Raw genomic sequence first — 15,603 nt, 5'->3', positions numbered from 1 at the left:
CCGCCCGGGTCGACGCCCGGCGCGCTCAGGCGCGCGGGACCGCGCCCACCATGGCGCGTTCCCGGGGCCGGGTCACCGCGTGGTGGTGCTGGGGTGCGGCGTACCTGGTGAGCCCGATCACCGAGGCGAGGGTGATCAGGAAACCGACGGCGGCCAGCCACTCCCGGCCCGGCCAGATCTTGTCGTTGAGCAGCAGCAGCCCGACGATCGCGGCGGGCACCGCACCGGCGGCGTCCATCGCGGCGACGGCGGCCGTCGTGGAGCCCCGCTGCATCGCCAGCCCGAGCAGCAGCTGACCCACCAGCGAGTGGGCGATCAGCAGATAGAGCAGCGGGTCGCGGACGAACGCCTCGGCCGACGGGGCGGAGGCCAGCGGTCGGGCGGCCACCGCGGCGGCGGAGAAGGCCATCCCGGCCAGGGAGCCGAGCACCACCGAACCGGGCGCCCCGTGCAGGCGTACCGCGAAGAAGCCGAGCAGCCCGATCCCGCCGAGCGCCACCGCCAGGCCGACCAGACCGGCGGTGCCGAGCCCCTTCGAGGGGGCCGGCTGGGCGGAGAGCACCAGCGCGGTGATCCCGGCGAAGAGCAGCACCAGCAGCGCCACCTCGGCGACGGGCAGTCGCCACTTGAGCACCACCACCCCCAGCAGGGCGGTCACCCCCAGCCCCGCCGCCACGCTGGCCTGGACCAGGAACAACGGCAGGTCGCGGCGGGCCAGGAAGGCCAGCACGAAGCCGGTCACCTGGCAGAGCAGCCCGATCAGGTACGTCCGGTGCCCGGCCAGCCGGAGCAGCAGACCCGGGTCGAAGGTGTGGTGCACGGTCGTCCGGGCGGCGGCGACCGACTGGAGCATGTTGGCGAAGCCGTACGCGACGATCATCGCCGCGAGGAAGCACCAGCCGGAGGAGACCACCAGGCGAGAATAGAGTGCCGATGGCCTCAGCGCGCGGTCGGCCGACCCAGCCGGGAGAGGACGTCGGCGTGCAGCGGCCCGTTGGTGGCGATCGCGCTGATCTCCCCGGACACCGTCCCACCAGGGGCGGGAGTGCCCTCCAGGGTGGTGATGGTGCCCCCGGCGGCGGTCACGATCGGCACCAGCGCGGCAATGTCCCAGAGCGACAATTCCGGCTCCACCATCACGTCCAGTGCCCCCTCGGCCAGCAACATGTAGCCGTAGAAGTCGCCGTACGCGCGACTGCGCCAGGTGTCCCGCATCAACTGGAGCACCGGGTCCAGCCGGCCGGCCGCCTCCCAGCCGGACAGCGACGAGTAGCAGAAGCTGGCGTCGGCGAGGTCGCGTACCCCGGAGACCTGGATCGGCTCGCCGGAGGCGGCGTCCGGGCCGGCGTACGCGCCCAGGCCGGGCGCGCCCCACCAGCGGCGGCCCAGCGCCGGGGCGGAGACCAGGCCGGCCACCGGGCGGTCGCCCTCCAGCAGTGCGATCAGGGTGGCCCAGACCGGGACGCCGCGGACGAAGTTCTTGGTGCCGTCGATGGGGTCGATCACCCACCGTCGGTCGTGCGGGCCGGTCGGCGGCTGCTCGCCGTACTCCTCGCCGAGCAGTCCGTCGCCCGGCCGGTGCGCGGTCAGCAACGCCCGGATCTCCCGCTCCACCGAGGTGTCCGCGTCGGAGACGGGAGTCAGGTCCGGCTTGGCCGTGACCCGCAGATCCATCGCCCGGAACCGGCTCATCGAAATGGCATCGGCGGCATCCGCGAGCCGATGAGCAAACTCCAGATCCCCCACAAACCCCGTCACCCCAAAACCCTAACCCCACCCACCCCCACCACCCCCAGACCCTACCCCCAACCGCCCCGCCCCTGCCCGCCCCCGCCCCGCCCCGCCCGCCCCCGCCCGCCCCCGCCCCGGTGATCAAGAGGTTTGGGTCATGGTGGGCGTTCACAGTGACGCAAACCTCTTGATCACCGGGGCCAGCCAGCCAGGGTGAGGGAGGGAGGGGGTGGGAAGGGTGGGGTTAGGAGGAGCCGGCGAGGGGGTCGCCGGGGTTGCGTTCGGGGTCGCGGGGGTCGACGTCGCCGGCCCGGGAGGCCAGCAGTCGGCGGTACGAGGCCAGTCGGCGCGGGTCGGCCTTGCCGGCGGTGACCCAGGCGTCCAGTGCGCACTCCGCCTCGTCCGGGGTGTGTGGGCAGTTCGGCGGGCAGTCCACCGTCCCCTCCACCAGGTCGGGGAAGCCGTGCAGCAGGCTCTCCGCCGAGACGTGGGCCAGCCCGAAGCTGCGGATTCCCGGGGTGTCCACGATCCAGCCCGGGTCGCCGTCGGCGTCCGGGGTGCGCGGCAGCCGCAACGCCACCGCGCTGGTCGAGGTGTGCCGGCCCCGGCCGATCGCGCTGACCACGCCGACCGCCCGCAACGCCTCCGGCACCAGCCGGTTGACCAGCGTCGACTTGCCCACCCCGGAGTGCCCCACCAGGACCGACACCCGGCCGGCGAGCAGGGCGCGCAGCGCGTTCAGGTCGGAGTCGGGCCGGACCAGCACGTACGGCAGTTCCAGTTCGGTGTAGTAGCCGACCACCTGTTCCGGACCGGCCAGGTCGGCCTTGGTCAGGCAGAGCAGCGGCTCGATGCCGGCGTCGTACGCGGCGACCAGGCAACGGTCGATGAACCCGGTGCGGGGTGGCGGATCGGCCAGCGCGCTGACGATCACCAGTTGGTCGGCGTTGGCGACCACCACCCGTTCCAGTCGCCCCTCGGCGGTGTTCTCGTCGTCGTCGGCGGTGCGCCGCAGCACCGAGCGCCGTTCGGCGATCCGGACGATCCGGGCCAGCACCCCGTCCGCGCCGGAGACGTCGCCGACCAGGTTCACCCGGTCACCGACCACCACCGACTTGCGGCCCAGCTCACGGGCCCGCATGGCGGTGATCGCCGCACCGTCCGGGGCGTCGGGGAGCACGCAGGTGTACCGGCCCCGGTCGACGGCGATCACGAAGCCGTCCACCGCGTCGTCGTGTCGGGGGCGGGTTCGGGTACGCGGACGCGAGGACCGGCCGGGCCGGACCCGTACGTCGTCCTCGTCGTACTCCCGTCGCTTGGTCGTCAGGACCTGCCCCCTCTGCCGTCAGCTCTTGCCGGTCACCATCGCCGACCATAGTGCCGGGAACTCCGGCATGGTCTTGGAGGTGCACGCCACGTCGTCCAGTTCGATGCCGGGGACGGCCAGCCCGACCACGGCGGCGGCGTGCGCCATCCGGTGGTCGGCGTACGTGCGGAAGGTGCCCCCGTGCAGTGGCCGGGGTCGGATCTCCAGCCCGTCGGCGGTCTCGGTCAGGTCGGCGCCGAGCCCGGTGAACTCCCGGGCCAGGGCGGCGATCCGGTCGGTCTCGTGCCCCCGGATGTGTCCGACCCCGGTGAAGGTCGACGGCGAGTCGGCCAGCATGGCCAGCGCCGTCAGCGCCGGGGTCAGCTCGCTGACGTCGGACAGGTCGGCGGACAGGCCGCGCACCGTGCCGGTGCCCCGGACGGTCAGCCCGGCGGTGGTCAGGGTCACCGCAGCGCCCATCCGCTGTAGCAGCGAGCGGAGCTGCTCGACCGGCTGGAGGCTGTTGTGCGGCCAGCCCTGCAACGTCACCTCGCCGCCGGTGACCAGGGCGGCGGCGAAGAAGGGGACCGCGCCGGAGAGGTCGGGTTCGATCTCCCAGCTCCGGCCGGCGAGCGGCCCGGGCGCGACCACCCAGATGTCGGGGACGCTGTCGTCGACGGCCGCCCCGGCGGCCCGCAGCATCTGCACCGTCATCCGCAGGTGTGGCGCGGACGGCACCGGCGGGCCCTCGTGCCGGACCACCACGCCCCGGTCGAAGCGCGCTCCGGCGAGCAGCAGGCCGGAGACGAGCTGACTGGAGGCGGAGGCGTCGATCACCACCTCGCCGCCGGCGACCGCACCGGTGCCCTGCACCACCAGGGGCAGGGAGCCGGTCTCCGGCGCGTCGATCCGGACGCCGAGCGAGCGCAGCGCGCCGATCAACGGGCCGAGCGGCCGGACCCGGGCGTGCGGGTCGCCGTCGAAGGTGACCCGCCCGTCGGTGAGGCCGGCGACCGGCGGGACGAACCGCATCACCGTGCCGGCGAGGCCCACGTCGACGTGGGCCGGGCCGACCAGCGGGTGCGGCCGGACCAGCCAGCGTTCGTCGTCGGAGACCGAGACGTGCGCGCCCATCGCGCGCAGCCCGCCCGCCATCAGTTCGGTGTCCCGGGCGCGCAGTGGCCCGTGCAGCGTGGACGGGCCGCCGGCCAGCGCGCTGAGCACCAGGGCACGGGCGGTCATCGACTTGGAGCCGGGCAGACGCAGCGTCGCCGTGACCGGGTCGCTGGCGGTCGGCGCGGCCCAGGGCTGTTGCGGACGGGTGGCGGTCAGGTTTCCCACGGTCACATTCTGCCAACCCGGCGACGACTTCGAGTCGACCGTCGGGCCGACTCCCGGTTGGCGGGACAGCCGTCAACGGTGCGGGGCGTTAGCGTGTGTGCCATGTGCGGCAGGTACGCGACGACCCGGAGCGCCGGGGACCTGAGCGCCGTCTTCGAGTCGTACGACGACACCGACGGCCGGCTCGGGCCCGACCACAACGTCGCGCCGACCGATCCGGTGCCGGTGGTCCGGGTCGACCCCGAGCAGGGCCGGGTGCTCTCGGTCGGCCGCTGGGGGCTGGTGCCGCACTGGGCGAAGTCGGCCACCGGGGCGGCCCGCATGATCAACGCGCGGGCCGAGACGGTCGCCACCAGCCGGGCGTACGCCGTGCCGTTCGCCCGTCGGCGCTGCCTGGTCCCGGCCGACGGCTGGTACGAGTGGGTGCGTCGGGCCGGTGGCGGCAAGCAGCCCTACTTCATGACCCCGCGCGACGGCTCGGTGCTGGCGTTGGCCGGCATCTGGTCCCGCTGGGAGACGTCGCTCACGTTCAGCGTGCTGACCACGGCGGCGGTGGGTGAGCTGGCCGAGGTGCACGACCGGATGCCGCTGCTGCTGCCCGCCGACCGGTGGGCGGACTGGCTGGCACCGGCCGACGATCCGGCGGCGCTGCTGGTCGCGCCGACACCGCAGTGGCTCGCCGGGCTGGAGATCCGTCCGGTCGGGCCGGCGGTGGGCAATGTCCGCAACAACGGCCCGGATCTGGTCGCGCGGGTGCCGGTGGACCGGGAACGCTCCCACGGGGAGAGCGCCCTGTTCTGAACGCGATAGGCGACATTGTCGCGTACGAATTGCCAGAGTTCCGGGCGAAACGTCGCTCGGACCTTTAGCCATCTTTCCGGCACACCCCTTGTCCCCGTAGCCAACAGTGCGATAGAACACAGCGCTGGCACTGGGAGCGTCTTCGCGCAGTGTGAACGACGCCCGTCGATCTTGCCGGTCCCACGGGGGAGGTGGGTGTGATGACCCGGGCGCGTATGCCCCGACCGCACGAGGTGGCCGCCGCACGACGCGATCCGCGACTGCTACGGGCGTTGCGGGACCGCCGTTCCGACGATGCCTGGCGGACCAGAGGAACCTGTCAGAGCGTGGATCCGGAGACGTTCTTTCCGGCACCCAACGAACCGGCCGACGCGGCGGTGGCGCTCTGCCGCAGCTGTGACGTCCAGGGCTCCTGCCTTGCCTGGGCCCTGGAGGTGGGCGACACCCACGGGGTGTGGGGTGGCACCACGCCGCGCGAGCGCCGGGCCATGCTGGTCGCCTGGCGCGGCGAGGTCGAGTCCGATCCCGATGCGGCCGACGACGCCGGCCCACCGGTGCGGGACCGGCTGCTCACCCTGGTGCCGCTGAGCTGACCCGCCGGGCGGCGCAGAATGACCGGGTGCCGCACCTCACGCCACTCGACACCCCCCGGGGTCCGGCCCGGGTCGACACCGACCTGCCGGCCGGTCCGCCGACGTCGCTGCTCGTCCTCGGACACGGCGCCGGTGGTGCGGTGGACGCGCCGGACCTGCTCGCCCTGCGCGACGCCGCCCGCGGTGCGGGGATGGTGGTCGCCCGGGTGACCCAGCCCTACCGGGTGGCGGGTCGCCGGGCTCCGGCTCCGGCCGGTCACCTGGACGAGGCGTGGACGACGGTGCTGGCCGTGCTGCGCCGTCGGCATCCCGAGGTGCCGCTGCTGGTCGGCGGGCGGTCCAGTGGCGCCCGGGTGGCCTGCCGGACGGCCCGCGCGGTGGGTGCGGCCGGGGTGGTCGCGTTGGCGTTTCCGCTGCACCCGCCCGGCCGGCCGGAGCGCTCCCGGGCCGCCGAACTGGCCACCGGGCTGCCGACGCTGGTCGTCAACGGTGACCGGGACCCGTTCGGGACGCCCGCCGCCGGTGGCCCGGTCGAGGTGGTGGTGCGCCGTGGCGAACGTCACGACCTGCGCCAGGACCCGGCCGGCACGGCCGAGGCGGTGCTCACCTGGCTGCGTGCCCACGGGTGGGCCCGCTGACCCGCCCGGCGGCGGTCCACCGGTCGCCCGCCGGCCGGCGGGCCGGCTCCGGACCAACGCGCTGACCACCCGTTTCCGCCCCGGCGGAGCCGTCGTTGCAACCGATGGTGTCGACCTCCGGTTCGGGTGGTCGGGACCGTCCCTCCCAGGCCCTTCCTGGTCCCAGTCCGCCGGTAGCCGACCGGTTGGCCGGGACCAGGAGCGGGAGGCCGGTGGAATGCCCGGCCCGCGACCGGGCGTTACGACTCCCGGACGAGGAATCTGGCGAGGGGGGTGACCGGTGCCGACCGAGACACGGAACCGGGAGCGGGACGAGCGGGACGCACGGCAGCTCAGACAGCTGCTGGACGGCCCGGACTGGCCGGCGGTGGGGGCTGGCCCCGGGGCGGTGAGCACCAGCACACCCGGCGGAACCCGAGCTGCGGACGGGTTCGTCCGCGTATCCTCGGCGGGACAGCATCCGACGCGAGGGGATGTGCGGTTGACCACCGAGAAGACGGACGAGCGCAGGGCCCGCTTCGAGCGGGACGCGATGCCCTTCGTCGATCAGCTCTACGCCGCCGGGCTGCGGATGACGCGCAACCCGGCCGACGCCGAGGATCTGGTCCAGGAGACGTACCTGAAGGCGTACGCCGCCTTCCACCAGTTCGAGCAGGGCACGAACCTGAAGGCCTGGCTCTACCGGATCCTGACCAACACCTACATCAACTCCTACCGCAAGCGGCAGCGCCAGCCCATCCAGGCGCCCACCGAGGAGATCACCGACTGGCAGCTCGCCGAGGCCGAGTCGCACACCTCCAGCGGGTTGCGGTCGGCCGAGACCGAGGCGTTGGACCGGCTGCCGGACAGCGACGTCAAGGAGGCCCTCCAGCAGTTGCCGGAGGAGTTCCGGCTGGCGGTCTACCTGACCGATGTCGAAGGCTTCTCGTACAAGGAGGTCGCCGACATCATGGGCACGCCGATCGGCACCGTGATGTCCCGGCTGCACCGCGGGCGTCGCAATCTGCGCAAGCTGCTGGAGCGGTACGCCGCGGAGCGTGGCTTCAGCACCGCGCAGCCCGCGAAGGGCTCGACCACCGCCGCTGCCAGTCGGGAGGTGTGACGTGAGCTGTGGGAAGCCGCACGAGACGGACTGCCGGGAAGTGCTCGCGGAGGTCTACCTCTACCTGGACCTGGAGTGCGCCGAGGAGCGCCGCTCGCTGATCCGTTACCACCTGGACGAGTGTGGGCCCTGCCTGCGGGAGTACGGCATCGAGCAGGAGGTGCGGGCGCTGGTGGCCCGCTGCTGCGGCAACGAGACCGCCCCCGACGAGCTGCGGAAGCGGCTGCGGGTACGCCTCACCGAGTTGGTGGTCTTCGAGGCCAGCGAGTCCCGCGAACTCGCCGAGTGACACCACCGGCGGCAGGCTGACGCCCCGGACCCGCCCGGCGGGCCGGCGTCGGCACCCACCTCGGCCGGACACCCGGCCCGTTACGGCCGGATGACGCACGCAGACCGGTGGCCCGGGTCGACTCGACCCGGGCCACCGGTCTGTCCGGCTCCGGGCCGGACCTGGCGTCGCGGCGGGATGCCCGCCGGGACGACTCAGGAGTTGGGACGCTTGCCGTGGTTCGCGCTGCTCTTCTTGCGGGCCTTCTTCTTGCGGGCCTTCTTCGCCATGCTGACCTCCTCGTGATGGGTCCGACCCCTGCTGCGGCGACCGTCGACGCCGGTGCACGCCACCGGTCCTCCCGGCGTCGGGGTCCGACCTGATGATGCTAGTGCGGCCGGCACCCGCCGTCGTGCGCCGGGGCGGCAGCGGTACGTCGGCGGGGTGTGGCCTGGTCGGTGTCGGCGCTCGCCGCCCGCCCGAGGTCGGTCCGTGATTGGATACCGACGCAGACACACCCGGTGGAGAGGGAGGGCCGTGATGGCCGAGGAGATCCGCGCCGAGATGGTGGCCAACGTGTGGAAGGTCGTGGCGTCGACCGGGGACACCGTCTCCGAGGGGGACACGCTGGTGATCCTGGAGTCGATGAAGATGGAGATCCCGGTCGTCGCCGAGTCCGACGGCGTGGTCGAGCAACTCGTGGTCAACGAGGGCGACGTGGTGCAGGACGGTGACCTGATCGCGGTGATCGGGTGAGTCCCGGCGACCGGTCGACCGGGCTGCTGGTCCGGCGGGCCGCGCCGGCCGAGTTTCCGGCGGTGGCCCGGCTGACCGTCGCCGCCTACGAGGCCGACGGTCAGCTCAAGGGCGAGAACGGCTACGGCGGGGTGCTGGCCGACGTGGCCGGTCGGGCGGAGCACGGTGAGATCCTGGTCGCCGTCGACGAGGCGACCGGTGCGGTGCTGGGCTCGGTCACCTTCGTGCTGCCCGGCAGCCCGTACGCGGAGGTGTCCGGGCCGGGTGAGGCGGAGTTCCGGATGTTGGCGGTGGACCCGGCCGCCCAGGGGCGGGGGGTGGGCGTGACGCTGGTCCGGGCCTGCCTGTCCCGGGCCGTGGCCCAGGGCTGCGCGGCGATGGTCATCTGCGTCCGTAGCGGGCTCGCCGACGCCGCCCACCGGTTGTACGCGGGGCTGGGCTTCGTGCGTACCCCGGAGCGGGACTGGTCGCCGCTGCCGGGCGTCGACCTGCTCGCCCTGCGGATGGCCCTGCCCGCCGCAGCGGCCTGACCGGGTCGCACCGGTCTGCCCGCCGCTGCGGCCTGAACTGCCCGCCGCCCGGCCCGCAGACGGCATCGCACCCTCGTGACGCCGGGCAGGGCCGCCGGGGTCGCCGCGTCACTGCGGCCCCGGACAGCAGGCGGCCCCCGGCCGCCGTCCGGCCGGGGGCCCCACCGCCCTGTTTAGCGGGATGCCTTCGCGAAGCTCACGAACCCACGCCACGCGCTGGGAGCGAACGTCAGCGTTGCGCCGTCGCGGTCCTTGGTGTCCCGCACGAGGACGACGCCGGGCAGATTGTCGGCAACCTCGACACACGCCCCGCCGTTGTCCCCGCTCCTCGTGCTCTTGCGCCACTGCGCACCGGTCATGTCCATGTCGCTGCCACTTTCCTCACGAGGTCGAGAGACTGTGCCCGGGGTAGGGCCTCGCCGACAATGCGAGCCCACCTACGTTCGAGGCTAGCAATTTCTGTCGCGTCGTCGGTGATGTGTGCCCTGGCCGGGCTGTCCTGGTGCGCCACCCGCGTGCCGTCCGGCAACTCGGCCAGGATGAACGGCCCGCCCATACCCAGGTAGATCGGCGTGTCGAGGGGTACGACGTGCACCTGCACGCACGGCAGTTCGGCGCAGGCCGCGATGTGCTCGCACTGCTCGCGCATCAGCTTGCCGTCGCGTCCTGCGCGCCGCCGGAGGGCCGCTTCGTCGATCACCGCGACGACGAGCGGCGGCTGTGGCCAGTGGAGAATCGCCTGCCGCTGCATGCGCGCCGTCACCAACTCGTCAACCTCATCGGTGGTGGGCGTCGCCAGAGCCAGCGTCGCCCGCGCGTACGCCTCGGTCTGCAGGAGACCCGGCACCCACGCCAGCTCGAACCATCGCAGCTCGACCGCCTCGCGCTCGATGTCCGCCCACCGCCGGAACCACGCCGGTTCGCGGCGCTTCAGCGCGTCCGGCCAGAGGTCGAGCACGTCCCGCCCGAGGATCGCAGCGACCCGCACCCGGTGCCGGGCGCGCGGGATGCGTCCGTGACTCACCCACCGCGCCGCTGTCTTCGGGTCGACGTCCACCTGAGCTGCCAGGCTTTCGGCGGTCTCGCCTGCTTCGAGCATCGCGACCTTCACCGCGTGGTTCATCCGCGTTACCCCTCTGTAGCGCACCCGAGACGTCCCGATGGTCCCGTTGCCATGATCTAACGCTGTGTACCCGTCCCGCAACTGCCTGCGAGAGTCGTACGCAGAGCGACGCCGCCGGCCGGAGAGGACACCGCCGGTCGCGTCTGCTGCGGGGGCCGTCTCCTTCGAGGGGTGGGAGGCGGCCCCCTTTCCACGCCACGACGTCAGAGGAGCACCGTGCCCGACAAGCCGAAGCCCACCGATCCGCCACCAGCGCCGGACCCGAAGCCGGCCGCCGACCCGCCGCCCGCGCGCCCGTACCTGCCGGGTCCGATCGGCCCGGTCATCCCGCCGTGGCGGGGTCCCGGACGCTTGGCGAACGTCACTCCCGAGCACCGTTGGCGGGAGCGGAGGCCCGCGCGGTGACCCCGCCGCTGGTTCGCTCCGGCGACGTGCTGCGGCTGTCCCGCGCCGCCAGCGTGCAGTTCGTCCGGCCGATCACGGTACGGGTCATCCGGGTGCTGACCGACTGGCACACGTACGACGGGTGGGTGTGGATCGACGCGTACGTGCTCGACGCCGCCGGCGACGCGGTCTCCCGGCGGACCCTGTTCCTCCAGCCCTCCGGCGCTCGGCGCCTGAAGGCCCCGGTCCGCAGGCCGGTGGCCCGCAGGCCGGTCGCGCGAAAGGTGTCGACCTCGTGACCGGTGTGATCCCGGGCTGGCACACGCCCCTACCCCCGACCTGGCTGTGCCGGGTGGACGCGCACCCGTGGCCCTGCGGGGAGGCGAAACTCGCACTGCTCGCGAAGTACGCCGACAACCGGCCCCGGCTGCTGACGCTGCTCGCGGGCTGGAAAGCGGAAGCGGAAGACCACCTCGCGTCTCTCGACAGCGGTCGCCCGGTCGACGTGACCGACCGCTTCCTCACCTGGGCCCGCCCGCCCACCGACTGACCCTTCTCCTCCCCGGGCCCGCCCCGGCGTCGCCGGCCGTCCGTGCGCCCCGGGTCTCGTCCGACCGGTCAGCTCTCGTCGATGCCGGTCAGCAACTCGTCGGCCACCTCAAGGGCGATCTTCTTGCGTTCGTCGTCGCTGATGTCCGGTGTCCGCACGGCGAACCAACTGCTGTGCACGGCGAACAGGACGAGCGTCGCCCGTAGCTGGGCCCGGGGTGAGTCGTCACCCTGGCAGATCGCGTCGGCCAGGCGGAACATCCGCTCGCGCATCTGCTGGCCGGCGACGAGGCTCTTGAGCACGGTCTGGTTCTGTTCGAAGAAGCGCATCACGACGGACTGCCCGGGGGCGAACATCGTGTCGGCGTACTGGCTGACCAGGGCCTGCCGGGTGGCCCGGGTGGCGGGTTGGTCGCGGGCCCAGTCGATCAGCTCGTCCATCCGGTGCAACCGGTCCTCGACGTAGCTGTTGACGATCTCGTCCTTGCTCTTGAAGTGGTAGTAGAGGGCGGCCTTGGTCACCCCGAGCCGCTCGGCGATCTCGCGGAGCGAGGTCTTCTCGTAGCCCTGCTCGGTGAAGAGCTCCAGCGCGACGGCCTGGATGCGCTCCCGCGTGCCGCCTGTGCTCTGACTCACCCTTACCACCCAATTCGCTTGACGGGTCCCGCTGTCCAACTTACCGTGCGGCTAGTAAGGTGACTAGCCGGGCGGCAAGTAAGTGCGACAGATCTCCGGGGGAGCTTACCCATGACTCAGGAAACCCAGGCGACGGTGAAACCCAACATCCGGGTGGTGCTGTTCGGTCTGATGATCGCGATGATGCTCGCGATGCTCGACAACATGATCGTCAGCACGGCGCTGCCGAGGATCGTCAGCGAGTTCGGCGGCGTCAACCACTTCACCTGGGTGGTGACCGCGTACGTGCTGGGCACCACCGTCTCCACCCCGATCTGGGGCAAGCTCGGCGACCTGTACGGCCGCAAGGCGATCTTCCTGACCTCGGTGGTCATCTTCCTGATCGGGTCGGCGCTCTGCGGGATGTCCGGTTCGGAGGTGCTGGGGGGCAGCGGCAACGGGATGGTCGAGCTGATCGCGTTCCGGGCCGTGCAGGGTCTCGGTGCCGGCGGTCTGATGGTCGGCGTGATGGCGATCATCGGTGACCTGGTGCCGCCCCGTGAGCGGGGCCGCTACCAGGGCATGATCGCCGGCATCATGGCGATCGCCATGGTCGCCGGCCCGCTGGTCGGCGGCTTCATCACCGACAACCTTTCCTGGCGCTGGGCGTTCTACGTCAACCTGCCGCTCGGTGGGCTGGCGCTGCTGATCCTGGCCACCCGCATGCACCTGCCGAAGTACCGCACCGAGCACCGGATCGACTGGCTGGGCGCGGCGCTGCTCTCCGTCGGCATCACCGCGATCGTCCTGGTCACCACCTGGGGCGGCAACGAGTACGACTGGGCATCCCCGCAGATCTTCGGCCTCGCCGTGCTGGCGCTGGTGAGCCTGGTGGCCTTCGGCCTCGTCGAGCGTCGGGTCGCCGAGCCGATCCTGCCGCTCGGCCTCTTCGCCAACCGCAACTTCGCGCTGATCTCGATGATCGGCTTCCTGCTCGGCTTCGCGATGTTCGGCGCGATGAACTTCCTGCCGCTCTACCAGCAGACCGTGCAGGGCGCCTCGGCCACCAACAGTGGGCTGCTCCTGCTCCCGCTGATGTTCGGCATGCTGGTGGTGTCGCTGGTGGTCGGCCGGACCATCACCAAGACCGGGCGCTACCGGATGTTCCCGATCGTCGGCGGCGTGGTGATGGCCGTCGGCATGGCGTTGCTGTCCCGGCTGGAGGTCGACACCGGCAAGCTCGCGTCGTCGCTCTACATGCTGGTCCTCGGTGCCGGCATGGGCTTCCTGATGCAGACCTCGATGCTGATCGCGCAGAACAGCGTGGAGCAGAAGGACCTCGGCGCGGCCAGCGGCGCGGCCACCTTCTTCCGCTCCATCGGCGGCTCGTTCGGCATCTCGCTCTTCGGTGCGATCTTCGCCAACCGGCTCGCCGGCTCGGCGGCCGGCAGCGCCTTCGAGGGTGGCACCGGCGAGGGCCAGGGGATGGACCTGACGAAGCTCAAGGAGTTGCCGACGCAGGCCCGTGAGGTGGTGCTCGGCGGCCTCTCCGACGCCATCTCGCACGTCTTCTTCTGGGCGATGATCATCACGATCGCGGTGCCGGTGCTCGCCTGGTTCATCAGGGAGATCCCGCTCCGCACGGCGAACGACGTCCCGCCGCCGGACGCCACGCCCGAGGAGCAGGCCGAGGTCGCCCTCGGCAAGGCCCCGATCTCCTGACCCCACCCGCGCGTCGCGGCCGGTCCGTCCCCATCCGGGGGTACGGGTCGGCCGCGCGCCGTTCCGCCTCTCCGCGCGCCATTTCCGCCTCTCCGCGCGCATGATCGACTCTCCTGGGCCGAAGTAGCGGTATCCGTCCGCACGGATCCGCTACTTCGCCACAAGGGAGTGGATCTTGCCGTCAGGGGCGGCGGTGGAGCCGGGCGGTGAGGCGACGCCAGGCGCGGGCCAGGCGACCGGTCCGGTGGGTCCGGACCGGGGTGGCGAGCAGCCGGTGGGCCAGCGCGGTGGTGTCCTGGTCCACGCTCGGGGTGGCCAGCGCCAGGTGCGCCAGGGAGATGGCGATCGGCACCGGTCGACCCTGCGCGACGGTCGCCACGTCGGCGAGGCGCTCGGCCACCAGCCCGGCCACGTCGGGGCGCACCTGCGGGTCCACCCAGGCGGCGGTGACCAGGGCGAACAGCGCCGCCTCGGTGATCCAGTCCTCGACGCCCCAGATGAGTTCCACCAGCACCCGACGGCGGGTCGAGGTGGCCCACGGTTCGTCGGTGCGGTGGTGCAGCAGGCCGAGGCAGGCCCAGACCTGGACGCAGCGCACCCACAGTGACGGGTCCTGGCCGGTGAGCACCCGGCCCAGTGCGGTCGGCGGTGCCTCGGGCGGGTGTACCAGCAGGCCGAGCAGGTCGGCCAGTTCCAGGGTGGCCAGCCCGACCGCCGCGTCGTAGGCGGCCGGCGGGTGGGGCCAGGCCGGGTGGGCGAGCTGGCGTACCCGGTCGGCGGCGACGGTGGACGGGGCCGGCAGGGTGGGCGCGGCCGTGCTGCCCTCGTAGTGCCAGAGCTGGTACTCGGTGGCCCGGCGCGGCTCGCGTGGGTCCGGGTCGGCGACCCCGGTGACCTCGACGTAGAGGCCGGGCACGGCGGCGGTGACGGTACGCATCGCGCTCGGCGGTTCGACCGTGTCGAGGCGTACCGCCGCGTCGGGGAGGCCGTCGGCGGCGAGCGCGCGGCGCAGCGCGTCGACCATCGCGCCGACGGCGGGGGTGACCTGCCCCAGCCAGGGGCGTCCCCGGCAGGACTCGGCGAGGTCGGTGTGCTCGTGGGTGTCGTCGGGGTGGTCCCGGGTGAAGTCGGCGAGGGCGACCAGGTGCCCGACGTCGCCGTCGCGCAGGAACCGCAGCCGGTGCGCGGTGTGCACCGCGCAGTCGAAGGTCGGGTCGCGGGCCAGCGCCCGGTCGGTCCAGCCGAGGGCCTCGTCGAGCTGACCGTGGTCGGCCAGGGTGCCGGCGATGTCCGCATAGACGGCGAGGTCGTCGGGGTCGTGCGCGACGGCCCGTTCCAGGGCGGCCAGGGCCTCCCGGGTGCGGCCGGCGCTGCGGTAGGCGTACCCGAGCCAGACCTCGCCGAGTTTGGACGGCGTCACGCGTACCCCCCGGCTGGCCCAGGTGACCGCGAGGGTGGCCTCGCCGAGCCGCCGGGCCAGCGCGGACGCCGCGCCGAGCAGCAGGGCGTGCCGGGGGTGCGCGGTGACCGCGTGTTGGGCCAGGGTGAGGTACGGCCGCAGGGGCGCCCGGCCGATCCGGGGCACCGGGTCGGGCACCGCGGCGCAGACCTGCATCAGGATCCGGGCGCAGCGGTCCGGGTCGAGCCGTTCGGCCAGCTCGGGGTCGGTCACCCAGGGCACCCCGGCCCAGTCGACGCCGGGGGCGTGGCCGGTGGCGGCGACGAGCAGGTCCAGTCCTTCGGCCGGGCGGCCGGCGGCGGCGAGCAGGTGGGCGCGGGCGACGACGGCCCCGACGTGTGCGCGGTGGCCGAGCGGGAAGAGGTCGAGATCGCCGCCGGCCGCGGTGGCGATCCGGGTGAGCGTCTCGTGGGTGTCGGGCAGGGTCGGTGCCAGCACCAGCGCGGCGGCGAGGTGGTCGGCGGCGTGGGCCAGGTCGCCCTCGGCGAGTGCGAGCCGGGCGAGGGCGAGTTCCTCCGCCGCGGTCAGCGCGGGTGGCTCCTCCGACACGTCGGCCTCTCGCTCGCAGGGGGGTTGCCAGGGCTGGGCAAGCGTAGGGGATGCCGGCAACAAGTGTGGATCTCCTGCGCGTTAGTGCTCGCAGCGTTGGTGAGAACGGCTCGATCGTGCAAGACTGAACATGAAA

19 protein-coding genes are annotated in these 15,603 nt (G+C 72.9%); 10 read left to right on the top strand and 9 right to left on the bottom strand.

Annotation, left to right across the window (positions count from 1 at the left end; translation table 11 throughout):
- Window positions 1-25: 25 nt before the first annotated feature.
- The 4 genes from ACQP1S_RS26615 to aroA all read right to left on the bottom strand — a co-directional run bounded on the left by ACQP1S_RS26615 (window position 26) and on the right by aroA (window position 4,378).
- Window positions 26-880, bottom strand: a complete 855-nt coding sequence (locus ACQP1S_RS26615) for a hypothetical protein (RefSeq protein ID WP_245722389.1) — start codon at window positions 878-880, stop codon at window positions 26-28.
- Between the two features lie 59 nt (window positions 881-939).
- Window positions 940-1,758, bottom strand: a complete 819-nt coding sequence (gene hisN, locus ACQP1S_RS26610) for a histidinol-phosphatase (protein ID WP_091241269.1) — start codon at window positions 1,756-1,758, stop codon at window positions 940-942.
- 217 nt (window positions 1,759-1,975) lie between these two features.
- A complete protein-coding gene (rsgA, locus tag ACQP1S_RS26605; RefSeq protein WP_091242609.1) occupies window positions 1,976-2,911 on the bottom strand; it encodes a ribosome small subunit-dependent GTPase A in 936 nt (311 codons plus the stop codon).
- A 165-nt stretch (window positions 2,912-3,076) separates the two neighbouring features.
- Window positions 3,077-4,378 carry a 3-phosphoshikimate 1-carboxyvinyltransferase gene (aroA, locus tag ACQP1S_RS26600; protein WP_432900324.1) on the bottom strand — a complete coding sequence of 434 codons (1,302 nt, stop codon included), beginning with the start codon at window positions 4,376-4,378 and terminating at the stop codon, window positions 3,077-3,079.
- Window positions 4,379-4,480: 102 nt separating this feature from the next.
- Between aroA and ACQP1S_RS26595 the strand changes: the two genes are divergently transcribed.
- The 5 genes from ACQP1S_RS26595 to rsrA all read left to right on the top strand — a co-directional run bounded on the left by ACQP1S_RS26595 (window position 4,481) and on the right by rsrA (window position 7,801).
- On the top strand, window positions 4,481-5,179 hold the full coding sequence (locus tag ACQP1S_RS26595; protein ID WP_432900322.1) for an SOS response-associated peptidase: 699 nt from the start codon (window positions 4,481-4,483) through the stop codon (window positions 5,177-5,179).
- Window positions 5,180-5,379: 200 nt separating this feature from the next.
- Entirely contained in the window at window positions 5,380-5,772 is a 393-nt protein-coding gene (locus ACQP1S_RS26590) for a WhiB family transcriptional regulator (protein ID WP_091242605.1), read from the top strand.
- 26 nt (window positions 5,773-5,798) lie between these two features.
- The gene (locus ACQP1S_RS26585) at window positions 5,799-6,410 is read left to right on the top strand and encodes an alpha/beta hydrolase family protein (RefSeq protein WP_091241261.1); all 612 of its coding nucleotides are present in this window, start codon (window positions 5,799-5,801) and stop codon (window positions 6,408-6,410) included.
- Window positions 6,411-6,690: 280 nt separating this feature from the next.
- Window positions 6,691-7,512, top strand: a complete 822-nt coding sequence (locus ACQP1S_RS26580; RefSeq protein WP_432900319.1) for a sigma-70 family RNA polymerase sigma factor — start codon at window positions 6,691-6,693, stop codon at window positions 7,510-7,512.
- Between the two features lies 1 nt (window position 7,513).
- The gene (rsrA, locus tag ACQP1S_RS26575) at window positions 7,514-7,801 is read left to right on the top strand and encodes a mycothiol system anti-sigma-R factor (RefSeq protein ID WP_091241255.1); all 288 of its coding nucleotides are present in this window, start codon (window positions 7,514-7,516) and stop codon (window positions 7,799-7,801) included.
- Between the two features lie 194 nt (window positions 7,802-7,995).
- Here the strand turns inward: rsrA and ACQP1S_RS26570 are convergent, their stop codons facing one another.
- Window positions 7,996-8,070, bottom strand: a complete 75-nt coding sequence (locus ACQP1S_RS26570) for a 50S ribosomal protein bL37 (protein WP_369752275.1) — start codon at window positions 8,068-8,070, stop codon at window positions 7,996-7,998.
- Between the two features lie 250 nt (window positions 8,071-8,320).
- Here ACQP1S_RS26570 and ACQP1S_RS26565 point away from each other — a divergent pair, with 250 nt between their 5' ends.
- Together ACQP1S_RS26565 and ACQP1S_RS26560 are read left to right on the top strand one after the other, a co-directional pair.
- Window positions 8,321-8,536, top strand: coding sequence for a biotin/lipoyl-binding carrier protein (locus ACQP1S_RS26565; protein ID WP_091241253.1), 216 nt, complete (start codon window positions 8,321-8,323; stop codon window positions 8,534-8,536).
- The gene (locus ACQP1S_RS26560; RefSeq protein WP_432900317.1) at window positions 8,533-9,066 is read left to right on the top strand and encodes a GNAT family N-acetyltransferase; all 534 of its coding nucleotides are present in this window, start codon (window positions 8,533-8,535) and stop codon (window positions 9,064-9,066) included. Before ACQP1S_RS26565 ends, ACQP1S_RS26560 begins: the two co-directional genes overlap by 4 nt.
- A 173-nt stretch (window positions 9,067-9,239) precedes the next feature.
- Here ACQP1S_RS26560 and ACQP1S_RS26555 read toward each other — a convergent pair whose 3' ends face one another.
- Window positions 9,240-9,425, bottom strand: coding sequence for a DUF397 domain-containing protein (locus ACQP1S_RS26555; RefSeq protein WP_432908356.1), 186 nt, complete (start codon window positions 9,423-9,425; stop codon window positions 9,240-9,242).
- Window positions 9,422-10,189 carry a DUF5753 domain-containing protein gene (locus tag ACQP1S_RS26550; RefSeq protein WP_432900315.1) on the bottom strand — a complete coding sequence of 256 codons (768 nt, stop codon included), beginning with the start codon at window positions 10,187-10,189 and terminating at the stop codon, window positions 9,422-9,424. The genes ACQP1S_RS26555 and ACQP1S_RS26550 overlap by 4 nt, the downstream gene beginning before the upstream one ends.
- A gap of 401 nt (window positions 10,190-10,590) precedes the next feature.
- Between ACQP1S_RS26550 and ACQP1S_RS26545 the strand changes: the two genes are divergently transcribed.
- Both ACQP1S_RS26545 and ACQP1S_RS26540 read left to right on the top strand, forming a co-directional pair.
- Window positions 10,591-10,872 (top strand): hypothetical protein, encoded by a 282-nt coding sequence (locus tag ACQP1S_RS26545; protein ID WP_432900313.1) that lies wholly within the window; start codon window positions 10,591-10,593, stop codon window positions 10,870-10,872.
- A complete protein-coding gene (locus tag ACQP1S_RS26540; RefSeq protein ID WP_432900311.1) occupies window positions 10,869-11,123 on the top strand; it encodes a flavin reductase in 255 nt (84 codons plus the stop codon). The genes ACQP1S_RS26545 and ACQP1S_RS26540 overlap by 4 nt, the downstream gene beginning before the upstream one ends.
- A 68-nt stretch (window positions 11,124-11,191) precedes the next feature.
- Here the strand turns inward: ACQP1S_RS26540 and ACQP1S_RS26535 are convergent, their stop codons facing one another.
- Window positions 11,192-11,758 (bottom strand): TetR/AcrR family transcriptional regulator, encoded by a 567-nt coding sequence (locus ACQP1S_RS26535; RefSeq protein WP_432900309.1) that lies wholly within the window; start codon window positions 11,756-11,758, stop codon window positions 11,192-11,194.
- Between the two features lie 111 nt (window positions 11,759-11,869).
- Here ACQP1S_RS26535 and ACQP1S_RS26530 point away from each other — a divergent pair, with 111 nt between their 5' ends.
- A complete protein-coding gene (locus ACQP1S_RS26530; RefSeq protein ID WP_091241245.1) occupies window positions 11,870-13,459 on the top strand; it encodes an MDR family MFS transporter in 1,590 nt (529 codons plus the stop codon).
- A gap of 181 nt (window positions 13,460-13,640) precedes the next feature.
- Here ACQP1S_RS26530 and ACQP1S_RS26525 read toward each other — a convergent pair whose 3' ends face one another.
- Entirely contained in the window at window positions 13,641-15,467 is a 1,827-nt protein-coding gene (locus ACQP1S_RS26525; protein ID WP_432900308.1) for a tetratricopeptide repeat protein, read from the bottom strand.
- Between the last annotated feature and the right edge of the window lie 136 nt (window positions 15,468-15,603).

It is taken from the genome of Micromonospora matsumotoense (assembly GCF_050951065.1).
Lineage (GTDB): Bacteria > Actinomycetota > Actinomycetes > Mycobacteriales > Micromonosporaceae > Micromonospora > Micromonospora matsumotoensis.
The sequence above is the reverse complement of the archived record's forward strand: the minus strand, read 5'-3'. Positions and strand labels throughout refer to the sequence as shown.

Coding starts and splice junctions, on each gene's coding strand:
- ACQP1S_RS26565 (WP_091241253.1), top strand. CDS start 8,321: ATGGCCGAGGAGATCCGCGCCGAGATGGTGGCCAACGTGTGGAAGGTC.
- ACQP1S_RS26530 (WP_091241245.1), top strand. CDS start 11,870: ATGACTCAGGAAACCCAGGCGACGGTGAAACCCAACATCCGGGTGGTG.
- ACQP1S_RS26555 (WP_432908356.1), bottom strand. CDS start 9,425: ATGACCGGTGCGCAGTGGCGCAAGAGCACGAGGAGCGGGGACAACGGC.
- ACQP1S_RS26590 (WP_091242605.1), top strand. CDS start 5,380: ATGACCCGGGCGCGTATGCCCCGACCGCACGAGGTGGCCGCCGCACGA.
- ACQP1S_RS26595 (WP_432900322.1), top strand. CDS start 4,481: ATGTGCGGCAGGTACGCGACGACCCGGAGCGCCGGGGACCTGAGCGCC.
- ACQP1S_RS26550 (WP_432900315.1), bottom strand. CDS start 10,189: ATGAACCACGCGGTGAAGGTCGCGATGCTCGAAGCAGGCGAGACCGCC.
- ACQP1S_RS26615 (WP_245722389.1), bottom strand. CDS start 880: ATGATCGTCGCGTACGGCTTCGCCAACATGCTCCAGTCGGTCGCCGCC.